Source organism: Methanomassiliicoccaceae archaeon DOK (assembly GCA_009911715.1).
In the GTDB taxonomy this organism is placed as follows: domain Archaea; phylum Thermoplasmatota; class Thermoplasmata; order Methanomassiliicoccales; family Methanomethylophilaceae; genus Methanoprimaticola.
The window spans coordinates 1,527,045-1,544,824 of record CP047880.1 but is presented as its reverse complement, the minus strand read 5'-3'; the positions used below and the strand labels follow the sequence as shown (position 1 = coordinate 1,544,824).

Annotated in this window: 15 protein-coding genes, 2 tRNA genes and 1 rRNA gene; 9 read left to right on the top strand and 9 right to left on the bottom strand. The window is 55.6% G+C overall.

The window, feature by feature from the left end; genetic code table 11:
* Window positions 1-1,461, bottom strand: coding sequence for a hypothetical protein (locus JS82_07700; GenBank protein ID QHK17995.1), 1,461 nt, complete (start codon window positions 1,459-1,461; stop codon window positions 1-3).
* On the bottom strand, window positions 1,433-2,443 hold the full coding sequence (locus tag JS82_07695) for a hypothetical protein (protein QHK17994.1): 1,011 nt from the start codon (window positions 2,441-2,443) through the stop codon (window positions 1,433-1,435). The genes JS82_07700 and JS82_07695 overlap by 29 nt, the downstream gene beginning before the upstream one ends.
* A gap of 283 nt (window positions 2,444-2,726) precedes the next feature.
* On the opposite strand from JS82_07695, the gene JS82_07690 reads away from it, so the two are divergent.
* Window positions 2,727-3,077: a DUF1648 domain-containing protein gene (locus JS82_07690; protein ID QHK17993.1), complete on the top strand. Its 351-nt coding sequence runs from the start codon at window positions 2,727-2,729 to the stop codon at window positions 3,075-3,077.
* Here the strand turns inward: JS82_07690 and JS82_07685 are convergent.
* Both JS82_07685 and JS82_07680 read right to left on the bottom strand, forming a co-directional pair.
* Window positions 3,067-4,266, bottom strand: coding sequence for a hypothetical protein (locus tag JS82_07685; protein ID QHK17992.1), 1,200 nt, complete (start codon window positions 4,264-4,266; stop codon window positions 3,067-3,069). The two genes, JS82_07690 and JS82_07685, sit on opposite strands and share 11 nt — an antisense overlap.
* A gap of 91 nt (window positions 4,267-4,357) precedes the next feature.
* A tRNA-Ser gene (locus JS82_07680) sits at window positions 4,358-4,445 on the bottom strand.
* A gap of 108 nt (window positions 4,446-4,553) precedes the next feature.
* Between JS82_07680 and JS82_07675 the strand changes: the two genes are divergently transcribed.
* The 3 genes from JS82_07675 (at window position 4,554) to JS82_07665 (ending at window position 7,745) form a co-directional block, all read left to right on the top strand.
* A complete protein-coding gene (locus tag JS82_07675; GenBank protein QHK17991.1) occupies window positions 4,554-4,961 on the top strand; it encodes a hypothetical protein in 408 nt (135 codons plus the stop codon).
* A 669-nt stretch (window positions 4,962-5,630) separates the two neighbouring features.
* Window positions 5,631-7,108: ribosomal RNA gene (locus JS82_07670) — 16S ribosomal RNA — on the top strand.
* Window positions 7,109-7,271: 163 nt separating this feature from the next.
* Window positions 7,272-7,745: a hypothetical protein gene (locus JS82_07665; GenBank protein ID QHK17990.1), complete on the top strand. Its 474-nt coding sequence runs from the start codon at window positions 7,272-7,274 to the stop codon at window positions 7,743-7,745.
* 1 nt (window position 7,746) lies between these two features.
* Here the strand turns inward: JS82_07665 and JS82_07660 are convergent.
* Both JS82_07660 and JS82_07655 read right to left on the bottom strand, forming a co-directional pair.
* Window positions 7,747-7,822: transfer RNA gene (locus JS82_07660), tRNA-Gln, on the bottom strand.
* Between the two features lie 47 nt (window positions 7,823-7,869).
* Window positions 7,870-8,448: a hypothetical protein gene (locus tag JS82_07655; GenBank protein QHK17989.1), complete on the bottom strand. Its 579-nt coding sequence runs from the start codon at window positions 8,446-8,448 to the stop codon at window positions 7,870-7,872.
* Between the two features lie 42 nt (window positions 8,449-8,490).
* Here JS82_07655 and JS82_07650 point away from each other — a divergent pair, with 42 nt between their 5' ends.
* Window positions 8,491-9,387: a hypothetical protein gene (locus JS82_07650; GenBank protein QHK17988.1), complete on the top strand. Its 897-nt coding sequence runs from the start codon at window positions 8,491-8,493 to the stop codon at window positions 9,385-9,387.
* Window positions 9,388-9,390: 3 nt separating this feature from the next.
* Here the strand turns inward: JS82_07650 and JS82_07645 are convergent, their stop codons facing one another.
* From JS82_07645 to pyrG, 3 genes are all read right to left on the bottom strand, one after another.
* The gene (locus JS82_07645) at window positions 9,391-10,620 is read right to left on the bottom strand and encodes a tRNA (N(6)-L-threonylcarbamoyladenosine(37)-C(2))-methylthiotransferase (GenBank protein ID QHK17987.1); all 1,230 of its coding nucleotides are present in this window, start codon (window positions 10,618-10,620) and stop codon (window positions 9,391-9,393) included.
* A complete protein-coding gene (locus JS82_07640; protein ID QHK17986.1) occupies window positions 10,620-11,255 on the bottom strand; it encodes a translation initiation factor IF-2 subunit beta in 636 nt (211 codons plus the stop codon). Before JS82_07640 ends, JS82_07645 begins: the two co-directional genes overlap by 1 nt.
* 406 nt (window positions 11,256-11,661) lie before the next feature.
* A complete protein-coding gene (gene pyrG / locus JS82_07635) occupies window positions 11,662-13,278 on the bottom strand; it encodes a CTP synthase (glutamine hydrolyzing) (GenBank protein QHK17985.1) in 1,617 nt (538 codons plus the stop codon).
* A 240-nt stretch (window positions 13,279-13,518) separates the two neighbouring features.
* On the opposite strand from pyrG, the gene JS82_07630 reads away from it, so the two are divergent.
* The 4 genes from JS82_07630 to JS82_07615 all read left to right on the top strand — a co-directional run bounded on the left by JS82_07630 (window position 13,519) and on the right by JS82_07615 (window position 17,772).
* A complete protein-coding gene (locus tag JS82_07630; protein QHK17984.1) occupies window positions 13,519-15,417 on the top strand; it encodes a hypothetical protein in 1,899 nt (632 codons plus the stop codon).
* Between the two features lies 1 nt (window position 15,418).
* Window positions 15,419-16,594, top strand: a complete 1,176-nt coding sequence (locus JS82_07625; protein QHK17983.1) for an aminotransferase class I/II-fold pyridoxal phosphate-dependent enzyme — start codon at window positions 15,419-15,421, stop codon at window positions 16,592-16,594.
* Window positions 16,595-16,753: 159 nt separating this feature from the next.
* On the top strand, window positions 16,754-17,182 hold the full coding sequence (locus tag JS82_07620) for a 30S ribosomal protein S12 (protein QHK17982.1): 429 nt from the start codon (window positions 16,754-16,756) through the stop codon (window positions 17,180-17,182).
* A gap of 5 nt (window positions 17,183-17,187) precedes the next feature.
* Entirely contained in the window at window positions 17,188-17,772 is a 585-nt protein-coding gene (locus tag JS82_07615; GenBank protein QHK17981.1) for a 30S ribosomal protein S7, read from the top strand.
* Window positions 17,773-17,780: the final 8 nt, after the last annotated feature.

Below are 17,780 nucleotides of genomic sequence, written 5' to 3'. Positions count from 1 at the left end.
TCATATTATTGTTTCTTGATGTGTTTGGCGTGGTTCATCAATCAACCGTTTTACTGTTTTCAATTCGATGATAGTATCAGAGTATGGAATTTCATCTATCGAAGCAACGATTATTTGGTGATGTCTGTAGAATCTATTGAGAAGATCCATCATCAGATTCAAATTATCATTATCCACTTCATTTTTTGGAGAATCTACAATAATAGGTAGAACAATTCCCGTTTTCTCTTCTATCAGGGAATTATATGCTAGTCTGTACGCAAAGATGATTTTTTTATAATCAGTTCCTGAATATTTTTTTAAATCCTTAATGAAACAATGAGGGGTTTTATTTTCTATATATTCGTAGACCTTCAGCGTCTTTGTATTACGAATAATAAATTCATCTAAAATATGAATTGCATCATCACTGTTGATCGCTTGACGTATTTCATCGTTTAAATCAGAGGCTGATTTGGCCATTACTTCTATGGAGGATTGGATTTCTATTGGGTCTAGGTTGATTTTAGAAATTGGCAGCACTGAAAATGATTCTATTAAAGTTTCAGACTGTTTTTCTTTAATATATGAATCAATCTTTTCTTCTAATTTAAATATTAATTGTTTTGATGTTTCAATCCTGGATTGAATTATTTTTAAACGAGCATCAATTAAACTTAAATTGTCAGGACAAGAGACGATCATATCATGAGTTAGGAGAATTTCTTTATTATCAACCGATAAAACAAGTTTCATCTGATCCACAAAATCTAGAAATCTCTTATTGTCATCCAAAGAGTGTTTGAGTCTATTCTCTTCTTTTTTTAATGTCGACATTATTGACTTTTCTGAACTAAGTTGAATTTGTAATGACTCCAAGGTTCTAAGGTCAACACCATCTGTCGAATAATTCTCTAAAGTTCTTTGTCTATCAAAAAGCGATATTAATTTTTTGTATCTTTTTAATTCATTTGAAAGAGCATTTCTTTTATCAACAAGGGCGTATACATCACCATTTGTAAATGAGGATAGAAATTTATCAATGTCAAATATATTTTTTCCTATAACTTTTCCACGATTCAATAACGACCAGCCCTTATCTTGATCAATATACATTGCTCCGAGTATACATTCGAGGAGTCCGGCATTATCTGTTTGAAATAGTTCTTGGAGAACTTCATTAGACTGGCGAGGCAGTCTGTACGATTTTGACTCACTCTCATGCTTTACTGTAATGTATTGATCCTTCCGTGACGTATGGATGGTATGGGTTCCAGACTCTATAATCATCTTTACATGGCATTGGTCCATAGACAGTTGGTTTAAATCTGGTATGGCGAAGCCCAAGCCATGAAGAATAAAACGAATCAGAGTCGTTTTTCCACATGAATTGTTTCCACTAAATATGTGGTTAATTCCATTATCAAAAACAATATGTTTTTCAAAAGAACCTTCAATAAGATGTATCTCTTTTATCAACAATTCCAGATGCCTCCTTGATTTTAGGCAAAAGATATCTAAGTCCCAGTATTTTGGATAGAATTATCGATATGAGCGTTGTTTTTATTTCTGGATCTATGCCGCAATTGTCAAATTCATCTGCATATTGATTCCACTGAAGCGTTATGAATTGACGTATTGTTTCATCAGTTCTTGGCAGATCACGTCTCCATTTCGCAAAGTCATAATGCACTCTTGAAGCAAAATCAATACGTTCTTGATGAATTGAAATTATTTCATGATACATGCTTTCAACTTCAAACCGAGTTGCTTCATCTAATGTATCCAACTCGCTGCAGATATCCGATAAAACTTGTTCAACAACAATCCAAACTATGTCGTTCTTGCTTATAGTTACGGATAGGTCCCGTTCAGTTTTATTATTCACAATAATGCTGAGAATCAACGATAGGATTTTTTCATCATCAAAAATACGATTATTGCCAAGTTTAGACAAAAAGCGATTCAAACTACGGTACATCACTTCATAACGAGAACGCGAATCTATGCCATAGAAACTGATTATCCTGAAAGACAATTTCTCTGGATTTAATGACAGCTTATTATTTTCAATTATTTCATCGATGTAATTTTTTCCATCTTCGGTTAACTCTGAATAGTGTATGGTTCTGTCTTGTGAACCAAAATTGATAACAGATTTTTCACCCAATGGAAATATAATATTTGTGGCATAAATCAACCTGCGACAGTCGGTAGAGTCGGATTCAGACAGGGTGGACAGAGCCTTTTTCAAATCACGGATCGCGTATTTTGATTGAAGGTCAAGATCACAATATTTAGCTTGAGAGAGGATTTTGCTTCCGTCATCAAGGAAGAGTGCAATGTCCTCCTCTGATCCTTCAATTCTCAATGAATCGACATCTTTGATATAGTCAAAAAACAAAACAACACCAGCACAATCCTGGAAATGAAAGCCAGTCTGAGTTGGTGTTGCATTACGCATATTCAGACATACCAGTTCAAAATAATAGTTTTAACTGATGTATTCTCTATCAAGTCTGACCCTCGCTACGCTCGGGTCGGTCGCCGCTTCGCGGCTCCCGAGCGCCGTACGGTCGCGCCCTCCGCCAAAGGCGGGACGGGCGGCGACCGTCCGACGCTGTCACCGCTGACGCGGTGATTGGGACAGAGCATGGTTGGAAGTGCAGAGAGATTCGGAGAACATCTCAAGCCTGTCTTGATAAAACAAAGAAACAAAGATAAGGTCTGTTTTGGATTCATCCTGCATGATGGTTGAGGTCTACCGCGAGAACCGTGCATCTTTCGTGATACTGGTGATCTTATGGGCGGTGGTGATTGTGGCCATCATCTTCTTGCCGGATACGATTCCTGCACACTGGGGCTTCGATTCAACAGAACCCAACCGTTGGGGTTCGAAATTCGAACTCATCATCGCACCCACGCTTTTTACAATCATATGTCTGGCTTGCATGGGCGTCACGAGAGTCGTGAAAGGGGAGACGTACGGGGACGGCAAATCCAGTGAGATGTTCATGCACAGAACGACAATCGGGGTAAGTATCTTCTTCCTTCTGTTGGAGTTGGGGATTCTGACTCTGATCCTCATCAATCTGTGAACCGGTCTGAACCATGACCGTTCTGTCCAATGTCGTGTGAGTCTTCGGTGACAGTTCCGTTCCTGTGATGACGAACGTGTTCGAGGACGATGGATTCATCGACCATGCCGAGGTAGGTCCAGGGCGACGGTTCACTTTCGGTCTCTTCCCGCTTCTCGCGCAGTAGCCCGATCCTATCCCTGAACCCCTTCCCGTAGGTGATGTCCCTGTTCCTGAAGCACTTGTTGCACATGTGGGTGTGGAGGGCCACCAGGAGGTTGTGGTCCTTGCAGTCCTTGATGGTCCTCAGGGACGAGGTGGAGTGGCAGTGGTCCCTGGTGAGGCACTTGGACATGTACTTGAACAGGTATGCGCAGACGTTCTTCCTGCCGTTGAACTTCTGGTCGGAGACCACGCCCTCGATGTCGAAGAACCCGTGCTTCCAGACGGGGTTGGAGTCTATCGCCGCCCTGTAATCCGACCTGACAAGTCTCCTGGACTCGTCGTCCTTCCCGAGACGTCTCAGAATCGCCGGATCCTCGATGTACCACTTGACTATGTCTCCCCTGACCTTCTTCCTGCGGACGAGGACGGGCTCGTCAAGGACGATCAGGAGATGCGGTGCAGGATAGCCGTTGGCCTGTGCCTCCTTCGACACGAGCTTCCCGTTGGTCCCGAAGATCTTCGAGATGTTGGCCGTGAACCCGTTGATCACGTTATAGATGTTGTCCATGCCCTCGGGGCGGGTGGACTTCAAAGCCGCCCAGGCCCTCTCGGCCGTGAACTTCCTCGGGTCGAAGGTCAACGTCACGAAGAGAAGTCTGGTCCTCCTTAGGTTTCTGAATCCCGGGACGGGTTCGTCGAATGCGATGCCGGACATGGCCTCGGAGATCTCGTCGCGGACCGCGCCCTTCTTCATCGCGTAGTACAGGTTCCCGCGCTTGGCGACCGGAGCATAGAAGAACTCGTGGGTATCGTAGTTGTAGAACTCGATGCGGACCTGCTTCTCGATGTAGTCGAGGAAGGTCTCCTGCAGCCAGTCGTCGGCGAGGAAGACGTCGCCTCCGATCAGGGCCTCGTAGAGCCAATGCGAATCGACCCATCCGCCGTCGGAGTTCGTGCGCCAGCAGGTCTCCGGACGGGAATCGTCCTCCGGCGGAGGTCCGAACCCCTCCAGTGTCGGCTGCGAGAGGTAGCCGACGGAGGTCATGAGTACCTCCGACGATCGTCGTAATTTTCGGAAAAAATCAGCTTGGAAAATTCCGGCTCGAAAAAATTGAATTCACAGCCAGATGGCGAATTGGCGTGGAGAGGGGGATTCGAACCCCCGGGTCCTTTTGGGACATAGGATTAGCAGTCCTACGCCTTACCAGGCTGGGCCATCTCCACAGTTACGTACGCGGGAAGCGTGCATTCTCTTTAAAACTTTGCCTGAACGGTTTGCCACGTCGACGAGTTCCGTACAAATATTAACCCTGACAGTCGGTTCCGGGGTCCATGGTCAAGTTAAGCGATGTCGCAAAGGTCCTGGATTCCAGCAATAGCACGGTCCGGTTCTACTACGACAGAAAGGAAGACGAGGTGGTGTGCATCATCGACGCGTTCCTCCCCGCGCAGAGGAGTCTGCTCAAGAGGGTCGAGTCGGACGGGGGTGCGAAGTTCGTGATGGTCGATCCTGTCGAGAACATCGGTTACGCCGCCATGCAAGCGTTCGCAGTCTCGCAGCCCGAAGGCGATCTGAAGGACAGGCTTACTGAGGCGGTTTCAGCCGGAGGTATGAGACGTTTCAGGAACGTGGTCGAGGATTCGGGGATCCTCGATGTGTGGAAGAGCTTCCGCCAGGATTTCCTGGAGTCCGAGGCGCGTGCATGGTGCGAGGCGAATGGCGTCCCGATTTCGGAGTGATCCGGCCGGGATCCCCTCCTCTATTATAGGTAATATTAACCTATCAATAATCAAGGGAAAACAGTCCGCGGGTGGCGGCGGCTCCCGTTCCGGGACTCCGCCGCTTACGTCCGCAAACGAATCCGAGAATGATGTATTATATTATACATTAAACAACTTAAATAATCATTCAAATTCTTCCAATATAGGAAAACTTTAAATAGAGGTTGTGTGTCAAGGGTATTGTGCGATGCGTCGGAGAGACCCACTCCAGTGGGCTTCTACTGGACAAGTCGCAAGTCGTGTATCGACGAGGAAGGGCCTGAAACACAAGGCTTATATACCTCTGCGATATACAGGGGAATGCGCGATGCGGCGGGGTGACTCACCTGGTGAGAAACCACCGATCCAAGTCACGACGACCTGTATGTCGGCGAGGAAGAGCCTGAAACACAAGGCTTATATACCTCTTCGATATACACGGGAATGCGCGGGTCGCCAAGGCGGCTTGCGAAGATGGAGAATCATGATCTCCTCCCTGCGAGGGAGTGCACTCATGAATTCTGACGTTCGATGCTACGAATGTTCCGTTAGACGGATCATTCGATTGAGTGTGCCGTTTAGCGGGACAGCGGTGAAACATGGTAAACTGCCAGTTTCTTTCATCCATCAGAGACGAAAAGTCAAAGATTTGACTCCGGTTGATCCTGCCGGCGGCCACCGCTATAGGAATTCGATTAAGACATGCGAGTCGAGAGTCTTCGGGACTCGGCGGACTGCTCAGTAACACGTGGAGAACGTGCCCTTAAGTGGAGGATAATCTCGGGAAATTGAGGATAATACTCCATAGATCATGGGATCTGGAATGACCCATGGTTGAAAGTTCCGGCGCTTAAGGATCGCTCTGCGGCCTATCAGGTAGTAGTGGGTGTAACGTACCCCCTAGCCGACGACGGGTATGGGCCTTGAGAGAGGGAGCCCAGAGTTGGATTCTGAGACACGAATCCAGGCCCTACGGGGCGCAGCAGTCGCGAAAACTTCACACTGGGGGCAACCCCGATGAGGGAATTCCTAGTGCTAGGACATTTGTTCTAGCTTTTCTCAAGCGTAGATAACTTGAGGAATAAGGGCTGGGTAAGACGGGTGCCAGCCGCCGCGGTAATACCTGCAGCCCAAGTGGTGGTCGATTTTATTGAGTCTAAAACGTTCGTAGCCGGTCTGGTAAATCCTTGGGTAAATCGGGAAGCTTAACTTTCCGACTTCCGAGGAGACTGCCAGACTTGGGACCGGGAGAGGCAAGAGGTACTTCTGGGGTAGGGGTAAAATCCTGTAATCCTAGAAGGACCACCGGTGGCGAAGGCGTCTTGCTAGAACGGATCCGACGGTGAGGGACGAAGCCCTGGGTCGCAAACGGGATTAGATACCCCGGTAGTCCAGGGTGTAAACGCTGCAGACTTGGTGTTGGAGGCCCTTCGGGGGCATTCAGTGCCGGAGAGAAGTTGTTAAGTCTGCTACTTGGGGAGTACGTCCGCAAGGATGAAACTTAAAGGAATTGGCGGGGGAGCACCGCAACGGGAGGAGCGTGCGGTTTAATTGGATTCAACACCGGAAAACTCACCAAGGGCGACTGTTACATGAAAGCCAGGCTAATGACCTTGCTAGATTTTCAGAGAGGTGGTGCATGGCCGTCGTCAGTTCGTACCGTAAGGCGTTCTCTTAAGTGAGATAACGAACGAGACCCTCACTGATAATTGCTACTCCATCCTCCGGGGTGGAGGCACATTATTGGGACCGCTGGCGCTAAGTCAGAGGAAGGAGAGGTCAACGGTAGGTCAGTATGCCCCGAATCTCTTGGGCTACACGCGCGCTACAAAGGGCGGGACAATGGGCTCCGACGCCGAAAGGCGAAGGTAATCTCGAAACCCGTCCATAGTTCGGATTGAGGGTTGTAACTCACCCTCATGAAGCTGGATTCCGTAGTAATCGCGAATCAACAACTCGCGGTGAATATGCCCCTGCTCCTTGCACACACCGCCCGTCAAACCATCCGAGTTGGGTTTCAGTGAGGTTGCCTCTAATTAGGGTATTCGAACTGAGATTTAGCAAGGAAGGTTAAGTCGTAACAAGGTATCTGTAGGGGAACCTGCAGATGGATCACCTCCTACGCAGGGTGGGGTTCAAACCCCACCCTCAACACACCGTACTTTCGAGTACATATTGCAAGGAAACTCCGAGCGAGTTTCCCGGCAATTCCTTGGCAGCTTACCATGCACTAAACGTAGCATCGAACGTCACTTCCTTTTATTCCACTTCGATTATCTGTTGTTCACCATGACAGTCATCGTCTATTCTTCAAAATCCGGTTCTACCGAGAAGTACGCCCTGTCACTTTCATCGAAGACAGGGCTTGAAGCGTATCCGCTCGGAAAGGAACCAGAATCCGGGGCGATCATCTTCATGGGATGGCTGCGCAACGACGAGATCGTCGGTCTGAAGGGCCTGGACAAGTCCCGCCTGATCGCCGTCGGTGTCATCGGCCTCGACGATGTCGGAAGATTCGACAGGCCGAGGGTCGCAGAGAAGAACGGTGTCAAGGTTCCCGTGTACTATCTTCGCGGATGGATCGACAGATCCAAGCTGAATATCATCGAGAAGGCCGTTCTCACATGGGTAAGCGCGATGATGAAGCTGAAGGGCCTCAACGAGTACAACCAGGCTGTATTCGACGCGATGATGGAGGGCGGCAGCTTCTATGACGAGAAATATCTGGATTCCATCGTGATGTTCGTGGAATCGAAGGGATGAATGGCAGTCCCGTCCGGGTTCGAACCGAAGTCGCCGGCTCCAAAGGCCAGCATGATTGACCACTACACCACGGGACTATGGAGAGCCCCCAGGTGTTTCATTTATAATTCTCTTTGGTCGGAGCTCACCCGTAGTCTATCTCATATTCCCTGGCTGGGAAGAGCTGGGTGAACAGGACGAAACCGAGCCAGCGTCCGGCGGACGGCATCTCGAGCATCGGAGGAACATAGTATCTCCTGACGGACTTCAGCATCATGATCGCCGCGATCGGGATGCATACCACGGTGACGAACAGCGGACTGAGCGTCACAAGTCCTGTGGCCGATGCGGATCCCAGGACTGCACCGATTATGGAGAACACGAACAGGAGCAGGGCACCCCTCATCACCTTGCGCCACGATGACGGCTTTTTGGATGATATGCCCAGGACGGCGTCCACGGTGGCTATGATCATGATCACGTCGATGATGTAGGTCGCCACGCTGATGACGACATCCCCGTAGTCGCTGGTTATGCCCATTCCGAGAACGGCCAGCTGCATGAAGTACACCGCTATGATGAGGAAGAGAAAGAGCTCCGCGATGTACAGGGGGATGGGCAGGCGCTCATGCCCTTCAATCTGCCTTCCGATCCTCTCGGCACCCGCGATCACGCTTCCGGCTACCGGAATCCTCCTCAGGATGTCCTCGGGGCTGTCAGGCATGAGGCGACATCGTTTTTACTGTATATATCATCCCCGTGCCCGATGGAGCGCAACGCGTACGCGGACATGTTCGCAGACTGTGTGGTCAGACGCACGGAGTACGACACCGTGATGAAGCCAGGAATCATCCTTCTGACCATGGCTCTGCCTGCGCTTCTGGCACTGGCCGTCGTGACGATCGTAATCGATGTGAACATCGGTGTGAACTTCACCGAGGAGGGCGTGAGCGCAGGAATCCTGGTCGCTCTCGTCACCGAGTGCTGCGTGATCGGATACATGCTCTACATGCTGTCCGGAAGGACTGCGCGCCATCAGAAACGCGACGACATCTGGGCGGAAGCGCTCATCGGCTACGCCCGGTCGAAGGGTGCCGACACCTCGGGGATGGAGGATCTCGCGAGAAGGATGCACAGGAGGGGGAGGGGACCGCTCAGGGCCCTTTCGTTGGTGATGTGGGGCTTCTCTGTTCTGTTCCTCCTGCTGCTCGGTGTGTATCTGGGTCTCCTGTCTGAGCCCCTGGATCAGAGGGTCTATCTCCTGGGCATGATATCCTATGTCCTGCTGTTGCTCCAGTTCCTGCTCTCGACAGGCGCCACATACGGCTTCCCATACAAGCATGAGAAGGTCCAGGTCGAGTTCACCGATGAGTTCTCCCGCCGCATGGACGACGTCGGCCTGAGCTTCCCGTCTATGAAGCCTATCGTTGGAAAGCCCCACAGGATAATCGTGGGCGTGCTCTTCGTGATAACGTTCGGTCTGTTCTCACTGGTCCTGTTCCTGCTCGCCTGCCGTAACATGAACATCCACATCCACAACCAGTGGGCATACGAGCAGGAGGTCCTGGACACCATCATCCGCATCGAGGGAGGAAAGGGCGTCAGGCCGGTGGAGGGTGCCAAGATGGGCGCTGCCACCAGAATAGTGAGGTCCCTCTTCTGAACCTCAGACAAGTTTTCCGAGAAGATACGTCGGACGGTTCTCCGTGACCTCGACGTCGACGAACGTCCCAAGGGGGACGGCGTCCCTGACCACCACGGGTCTGTAGTTGCCGGTCCTGAGGATGGTTCCATCCTTGCCGGACTCAGTCGCCAACGCACGGTACCTCCTGCCGACCATTGTCGCGTTGACGTCTAGCTCTGTCTCGTTCTTGACTCTGGTCAGTTCCGCCGATCTCTCCGCCGAGATCCTGCCGTGGACCTGCTCCATGGATGCGGCATCGGTCCCGGGACGGGCTGAGAACCTGGTGATGTTTACCGTGTCGGCCCTGAGCTCCTTGATGAGCCCGACGCTCCTCTCGTGGTCCTCGTCGGTCTCCTCCGGGAATCCGCAGATGAGGTCCGTGGCTATGCTTATGTCGGGGCATCCGGCGCGGAGGGTGTCGACCAGTTCCATGAACCCCTCGACGGTGTACTTCCTGCGCATGCCCCTCAGGACGGAGTCGCTGCCGCTCTGGACCGGGATGTGGACGAACCTGTACATCCTGTCGTCGTCCATGGCCTCGAGGATGCCGTCCACGACCCTGGACAGGCTGTCGGGGTTCGTCATCCCCAGTCTGATCCTGTACTCCCCGTCCCTTTGCAGCATCGAACGCACGAGAGCGGGCAGATCCGTTCCGATGTCCCTGCCGTAGCTGGAGGTGTCCTGGGCCGTTATCAGGATCTCCCTGGCACCTCCGGCGAGGAACCCGTCGAACCTTGCGAGAAGCGTGTCGGCGGGGTAGCTGCGTAGGTCCCCTCTGGCGAACTTGGTGATGCAGTAGGAGCAGTGGCCAAGGCACCCCTGGGCTATCGGCAGGATGGCGTCGGACCCGGTCTCCAGGCGGATCGGCGAACCCGCCCTCCCGTAGCATCCTTCGACTATCTCCCCGAACCTGCCGTACTCCTCGAACCTGACGACGGGGGAGTCCGGGAGCCTTATGCGGATGCGCTTCGGCTGGACCTGCGCCATGCATCCCGTGACGACGACCCTCTTGCCCTGTCTCTTGAGTTCGGAGATCCTCGAGAGCATGCGCTTCTCGGTGGTCTCCACGACTGTGCATGTGTTGAGGACGACGACGTCCGCATCGTCGGCGCTGTCCGCCGGTTCGTACCCGAGGGATGCCATGACCTCGGAGAGCTCGCGGCCCTCGCCGAAGTTCATGGTGCATCCATAGGTCTCGACGTAGTACCTCATCAGCGGGTGCAGGCCTCGGTCGTGGGCACGGCGAAGGCGGTCTTGGCGGAGATCTTGGAGATCTTCGCGTGGATCTTGGCGCCTTTGACTGTTCCGGGGACGACGACGAGGTAGTCGTGGAACTTGCCCACACCGTCGCCCTTCTTCCCGACGTCGGTGATCTGCAGCTCGATGATGTCGCCCTCGCGGAGGGTGTTGGCGGTGTCGGCCCTGACGGACTTCCTGACGGTGATGGGCCTGCGGGCCCCGCATGCCTCGCACTCGAGCATGAGCGTCCTCCCATCCTTGATCATCTTGGTGTCGGGCAGTCCGCACTCGGAGCAGATGACGTACGTCTCCGTGTACATCTGGATCTTGTCGTTGATCTGGTTGGGGCTGATCTTGGCCTTGAAAACGGCCCTGCGTCCCTCGACGTTACCCGGGGCGCCCAGCTCCTTGAGGAGGAACTGGAGAACGTGCTGCGGGTCGCGCCTGAGTTTGTCGGTGACGTCGATGAAGTTCCTGAACACGGTGATCTTGCCCTCCTGGAGGATCTCCAGCTCGGGAATCTCGAACCTCTCGTGGTTCTCGATGGTCTCGGGGCATGCGATCTTCGCTCTGTTGAGCAGTGCCATGTAGTCATCTTCATCGGACATTTCAAACACCTTGGGACGGCTATTATAGGGTTACTTATAAAGCCTTGTATCGCGCACGTGCGTGTGCTAGTCTCTTCGTCGTTCGACGATTTTCCAGTCTCCGTCTGTGTCGTTCCGGCGGCGGTTCCACGAGTTTTGGCCGGATGCACGTGTCCGTACTCATCCAGCCGAGTTCGGAGCTGCAGTAGGTCCACGGGGCGGTGGCAGCACCTTCGCATCACAGGACTGCAATGACGGGACACCGTGACGTCCGGGTGTACAGACGGAGAGGACGCGCAACGCTCCGGGTGCAAACGGCAACCCTTTCGCGGGATCCGACATCGTCGGCCAGCCGATCTTCTCAACAACCACGTCCCATGACCTCAGTTGAAACCGTTTTCCCGGGAGACAATCCCCCTTTTTTGAATCAGTCATGTCCTTCCTTGTACGCTATCGCGGCGTCCACCAGACCCTGGTGAAGCGGCGACGGCGAGCCCGGCCTGGACTTGAACTCCGGATGGAACTGGGACGCCACGAAGAACGGGTGGCCCTCCAACTCCCCGATCTCCATCCTGGTGCCGCACTCTGATCTGCCGGTGAACCTCCATCCGGCGTCCTCCATCCTCTGGATGTAGTCTGGGTTCACCTCGTACCTGTGCCTGTGCCTCTCGGAGATGCGGGCGGTGCCGTACAGGGCATGGGCCCTGGAACCCTCGGTGATGGCGACGTCCTGTGCCCCCAGTCTCATGGTCGCACCCATGTCCGTGACACCTATCTGCTCGCCCATGATGCATATCACTGGGTCGGGGGTCTGGGGGTCGAACTCCGTGCTGCTGGCCATTCCGAGGCCCAGCACGTGCCTGCAGAACTCTATGGTGGCTATCTGGAATCCCAGGCAGACGCCCAGGAACGGGATCATGTTCTCTCTGGCGTAACGGGCGGCGACGATCTTCCCCTCGACCCCCCTTATGCCGAAACCTCCCGGGACGATGACGCCGTGGATTCCTCCGAGCAGCTTCTCCGGATCCTCCTTCAGCAGGTCGTCCGAATCGATGAACCTGATTCTGACCTTGCACTCCCTGGCGGCGCCGGCATGGGTGAAGGCCTCGAGATGCGACAGGTAGGAGTCGGCCAAGGCCGTGTACTTCCCGACGAGGGCGATGGTGACCTCCCTCCTGGGATTGACGATCCTGCTGACGAACCTCTCCCAGGAGTCCATGTCCCTCCTTGTGGTCATGGGTCCCAGCTTCATCTTGTCTATGATGTAGTCCGCCACCCCCTGTCTCTCCAGGTTCAGCGGCACCTCGTAGATCGACCTCGCATCGGGCGTGGAGATCACGGCCTCCTCGGGCACGTCGCAGAACATGGCGATCTTCGCCCTGGCCGCTGCTGATATGGGCTCGGAGCACCTTCCGACGATGATGTCGGGTCTGATGCCGATGGACATGAGCTCCTTGACGGAATGCTGGGTCGGCTTGGTCTTCTCCTCCCCCACCGATCCCATGATCGGGATGAGCGTGGTGTGGACGAACATGACGTTCTCCTCCCTGCCGAGGTCCCTGCCCAGCTGCCTCGCGGCCTCGAGGAACGGCATGGACTCCATGTCCCCGACGGTCCCTCCTAGCTCGACGATGACCACGTCGGCCCCGGACTCCCTGGCGACGGTCGTGATCCTGCGCTTGATCTCGTTGGTGACATGGGGGATGATCTGCACCGTCTTCCCCAGGTACTCGCCGCGCCTCTCGTTCTCGATGACAGAGCGGTACACCTTGCCCGTGGTGATGTTGTGGTCCTTGGTCAGATGGAGGTCCATGAACCTCTCGTAGTTGCCCAAGTCCAGGTCCACCTCCCCTCCGTCGTCCAGCACGTACACCTCGCCGTGCTCGAACGGGTTCATGGTCCCCGCGTCTATGTTCAGGTACGGGTCGATCTTGATGGCGGACACCTTGATCCCGCGGGACTCAAGCAGCCTGCCGATGGACGATGCCGTGATCCCCTTGCCTAGGCCGGAAATCACGCCTCCGCTGACGAAAATCAACTTCATTCGAATCAACGGGATTGGATGTAGGCATATTTACTAGATAAAGGATTCTGTTTATCGGAATTATTTAGACAATTGTTGTGATACGCATAATAATATAAGACAAATGCCAATGGAGCTCGTCGGTAACAGACGACCGCGTCGGCATAAGGCGAGACAAACAACGGTGCCGCCTCTGGCACCGTTCCTTCCCTCGTCATAATTATCTACAACCGACCCATCCAGGGAAACGGTGTTTAGTGAATGGAAGGGCACAAGGACATTTCCGAGATGAGCTTCGAGGAATTCTTCTCCGAGAAGGACAGGGCGCCGGTTCAGGTGCCCGCACAGGAGCCCAGGCGCCAGCGCCAGGCCCAGCAGAAGGGAGACGTCCAGACGGGCTTCGGCAGCGTCAGCCCCAAGATCAACTACAAGGACGGAAGGTTCCTGCTCTACATACCCAGGTACGGGTCGGGCGAGAACGCCAGGTTCGAGGTCGCCGTGGACTGCGCCCAGGGCGTGGTCCCCCTCGGAAGGCTGGAGTCCGCACCCCGCGCAGGCGGCAGGCTCAGCCGCTCCACGACGGTGGACATCACCGAGGCTGGGATCTCGCCGCTGGAGCCGTTCACCCTCGTCATCGACGGCGAGGACGCCTTCCGCTACAAGCCGCGCAACGTCCTCTTCTTCAACAACATCGGTCTCCCGGTCGGGAGACCCGTCGGCGAGGTCTACGCCGTCCATGCCAGGGGGACGTCCCTGAGGACGGTCAAGACCGAGGTCCTGGACACCATCGAGGTGGGCGACGCCGTGGTCGTCAGGGCGGAGGTCTCCGTCGCAGGCGGCATCTGGCTCGACGACAGGAGGCGCGACAGGCCCTCCGATGCGGCAATGAAGGGGGATCAGCCGGCCGAGGACGTCGCCGCGACCCCTGAGCCGACCGCCGAGGAGGCCCCGAAGGCGAAGCCGAAGGCCAAGAGGAAGAAGGCCAAGGGGTCCCTGAAGGTCCCCGCCGGCGTGCAGGAGGCTGAGGCCTCCGTGGACGGCGTCCGCTACCAGATCCACAGGAGGTTCCCTGCGTTCACCGTGTCGGTGGAGAACTGCGAGCTGGAGGAGTGCACCGTGTCTCTCAAGGACGCGTCAGGCGCGGAGATCGCCGGAGGGACCGCCCCCGTGTCGGCGAACATGACGTTCGAGACCGGGTCGGACGGCCTCCTCGAGATCGTCCTGAGCAGGGACGCGCAGGTGCTGGCATCCGAGAGGTTCGTCTACATACCGGACCTCGAGTGCAGCCGTCCGGGCAAGGGGGACATCCCAGCGGATCCGGGCCTCACGTTCACCGCGTTCGGCGAGACCGTCGAGACCGACATCTACGAGGGCCCGTACACGGTCACCCGCAACGGGAAGGAGATAACCATACTCTGGAACATCCCCGCCGTGACCTACGACATCGGCGCCGGGCCCGTCCGCTTCGAGCCGTTCTCGGCGGACGTCGGCGAGCTGGGGGACACGCTCATCGTGACGGTCACCGGCGCCAGGAAGAAGGCGCTGTTCTTCGGTGGCGAGAAGGGCAAGAAGAGGGAGATCACCCCCGACTGGACGGACGACACCTACAGGGTCCCCCTGGATCCAATCAAGGATGAGGTGTACTCGTCCAACGCCCCTGAGTTCACGGTGTACATCACGGTGAACTCGTTCCCCATGAGGAGGTTCATGACCATAAGGAACCCTCCGCGCATGTCCGCCTCCTTCGCGGACGGCAGCATCATCGCCGAGGTCTCCCAGACGGGCGACTACGTCTGCCGCCTCTACAGGATGGACAAGACCGTCGAGGAGGTCGCGCTCCAGGCCGGGTCCAACACCGTCCCGGTGTCCGCCGATGTGGTGGAGGCCGAGGTGGCCGAGGTCCACGACGGGAGGGACAGGGCGTCCGTGCCAGTGTCCGTCAGACCGCTGCCGTTCCTCTGGAGGGACGAGACCGGCGAGTTCTGGCTATACGTCAGCAGGAGCAAGCGCATCCCGCTCCCCGACGACCTGGTGTCGGCGGGCAGGCCGGACGCGGCCAGGGTCAGGGCCTGGCACGATCAGATAACACGCATGAACCCCGAGCTCAGGGACGTCACCACGCAGATGATGCAGAGGGCGTTCGACACCGCGGAGTGGTGACATGGAGCGCAGGTTCTCACGCTCGGCGGAGTCCACCATGGACTCGTTCATCATGGGCCTCGTGGAGGTCGCGGCCCGGCCCGGGATGATCTCGTTCGCCACGGGTCTCCCGGACAACACGCTGTTCGACACCCAGGCGCTCGTCAGGGCGATGGAGGAGGTCATGTCCGAGGACCCCTGCGGGGCGCTGCAGTACGACACGCCCACGGGATACATCCCCCTGAGGAAGCGCATCGCGGAGAGGTGCGGCAGGGTCCTCGGGTTCGACGTCGGGTACGAGGATGTGCTGATGACCAGCGGCTCCCAGGTGTGCTTCGACCTCATCGGGAAGATGTTCCTGGACCACGGCGACGTGATGGCCGTGGAGAACCCCGGCTACCTGGGCGCGATACAGGCCTACTCCGCCTACTCGCCCGACTTCCGCGGCGTCGACATCGACGGCGAAGGCCCCGACCTGGGCCAGCTGTCCGCCGCGGTGGGGGACGGCGCCAGGCTGTTCTACTCGATCCCCAACCACCAGAACCCGTCGGGGGTCAGCTACTCCGAGGACGCCAGGAGGGGCGTCGCCGAGATCATAGGCGGGTCGGGGTGCGTCCTAGTGGAGGACGACGCCTACGGCGAGCTGGGATACCACGGGAGGGTCGGCAGGACCATGAAGTCCATGATCCCCGACGACACCATCCTGACCGGGTCCTTCTCCAAGACTATATCGCCCGGCATGAGGGTCGGCTGGATGGTGGTCCCGGAGTGGATGAGGAAGAAGGCGGGGAGGTCCCTGGAGGCATGCTGCCTCCAGTCCAACACCTTCTGCCAGAGGGTCATCGACAGGTTCATGGCCGACGTCGACTACGACTCGTACCTGGACGTCCTCCGCAGGGGCTACGCCCGCAAGAAGCAGGTCTTCATGGACGCCATGGAGGACTGCCTCCCGGACACCGTGTCCTGGAACGACCCGGAGGGCGGGATGTTCGTCTGGCTCAGGACCCCCGAGGGGACCGATGCGATGAGGCTCTACGAGAGGGCCCTGGAGGGCAAGCTCGTGGTCATGCCGGGGCACCCGTTCCACGTGAGGGGCGGAGCCAACACGATCAGGCTGAACTTCGCCACCCCGTCTGACGAGCAGATCGCGGACGGCATGAGGGTGCTCGGGGCCGCATGCAGGGACCTATATAGTTAACGGTCCTTTACCCATCTGTACGTAGGGGTCCTGAAACTAAGCCCTCCATCTGAATATTTTTAAATATCATGTGAGGCTAGCCACCTTAGCATTAGAGGTCCGACCTAGGTCGGGCTATCGACGTTCCAATCGAAATCAAGAGAAATTCGAGGTGAAAAAGTGGGAAACGGTCTGTACACCGCAAGGAAAATGAAGACTGACCGCCAGAAGTTCCGCTGGCTGGACAGGGGCTACAAGAAGAGGGTCCTCAAGCTGAGGGAGAAGTCCGATCCGCTCGAGGGATCCGCCCAGGCCCGTGGAATCGTCCTGGAGAAGGTCGGTATCGAGGCCAAGCAGCCCAACTCTGCGATCAGGAAGTGCGTCAAGGTCCAGCTCATCAAGAATGGACGCCAGATCACTGCCTTCGCCGTCGGAGACGGAGCCATCAACTTCATCGACGAGCACGACGAGGTCATGGTCGAGGGTATCGGCGGAAGGATGGGAAGGTCCTACGGAGACATTCCCGGAGTCCGTTACAAAGTCATCAAAGTCAACAACGTCTCCCTGGACCAGATGGTCAGGGGCAGGACGGACAAACCCGTGAGATGATTCACATGGCAGACGAGATCGTAGCACAGAAAGCGCTCATCTTCGGCAAGTACGACACCTCCGAGGTCGTCGTCAACGACGGAGGACTTGCCAAATACATCGACCTCACGCCCACCAACGTCCCCCACTCCGGTGGAAAGCACGCCAACAGGTGGTTCGGGAAGTCGAAGCTGAGCATCGTCGAGAGGCTCATCAACAACATCATGAGGACCGAGAAGTACACCGGAAAGAAGATGAAGGCGTACAAGACCGTGGCCCAGGCGTTCGACATCGTCGCCGCCAAGACCCACAAGAACCCGGTCCAGGTCCTGATCGAGGGTCTCGAGAACGCCGCCCCCCGCGAGGAGGTCACCAGGCTGCAGTTCGGAGGAATCTCCGTCCCCAAGGCCGTGGACATCTCCCCCCAGAGGAGGCTCGACATCGCCCTGAGGAACCTCAGCACCGGTGTCGTACAGGCTTCCACCAAGAACAAGAAACCCATCTACGAGTGCCTCGCCGACGAGCTGATGCTCGCCGCGAAGGGTGACATCACCTCCTACTCCGTCGCCAAGAAGGAAGAGGTCGAGAGGGTCGCCCAGTCGGCCAGATGATAACGATA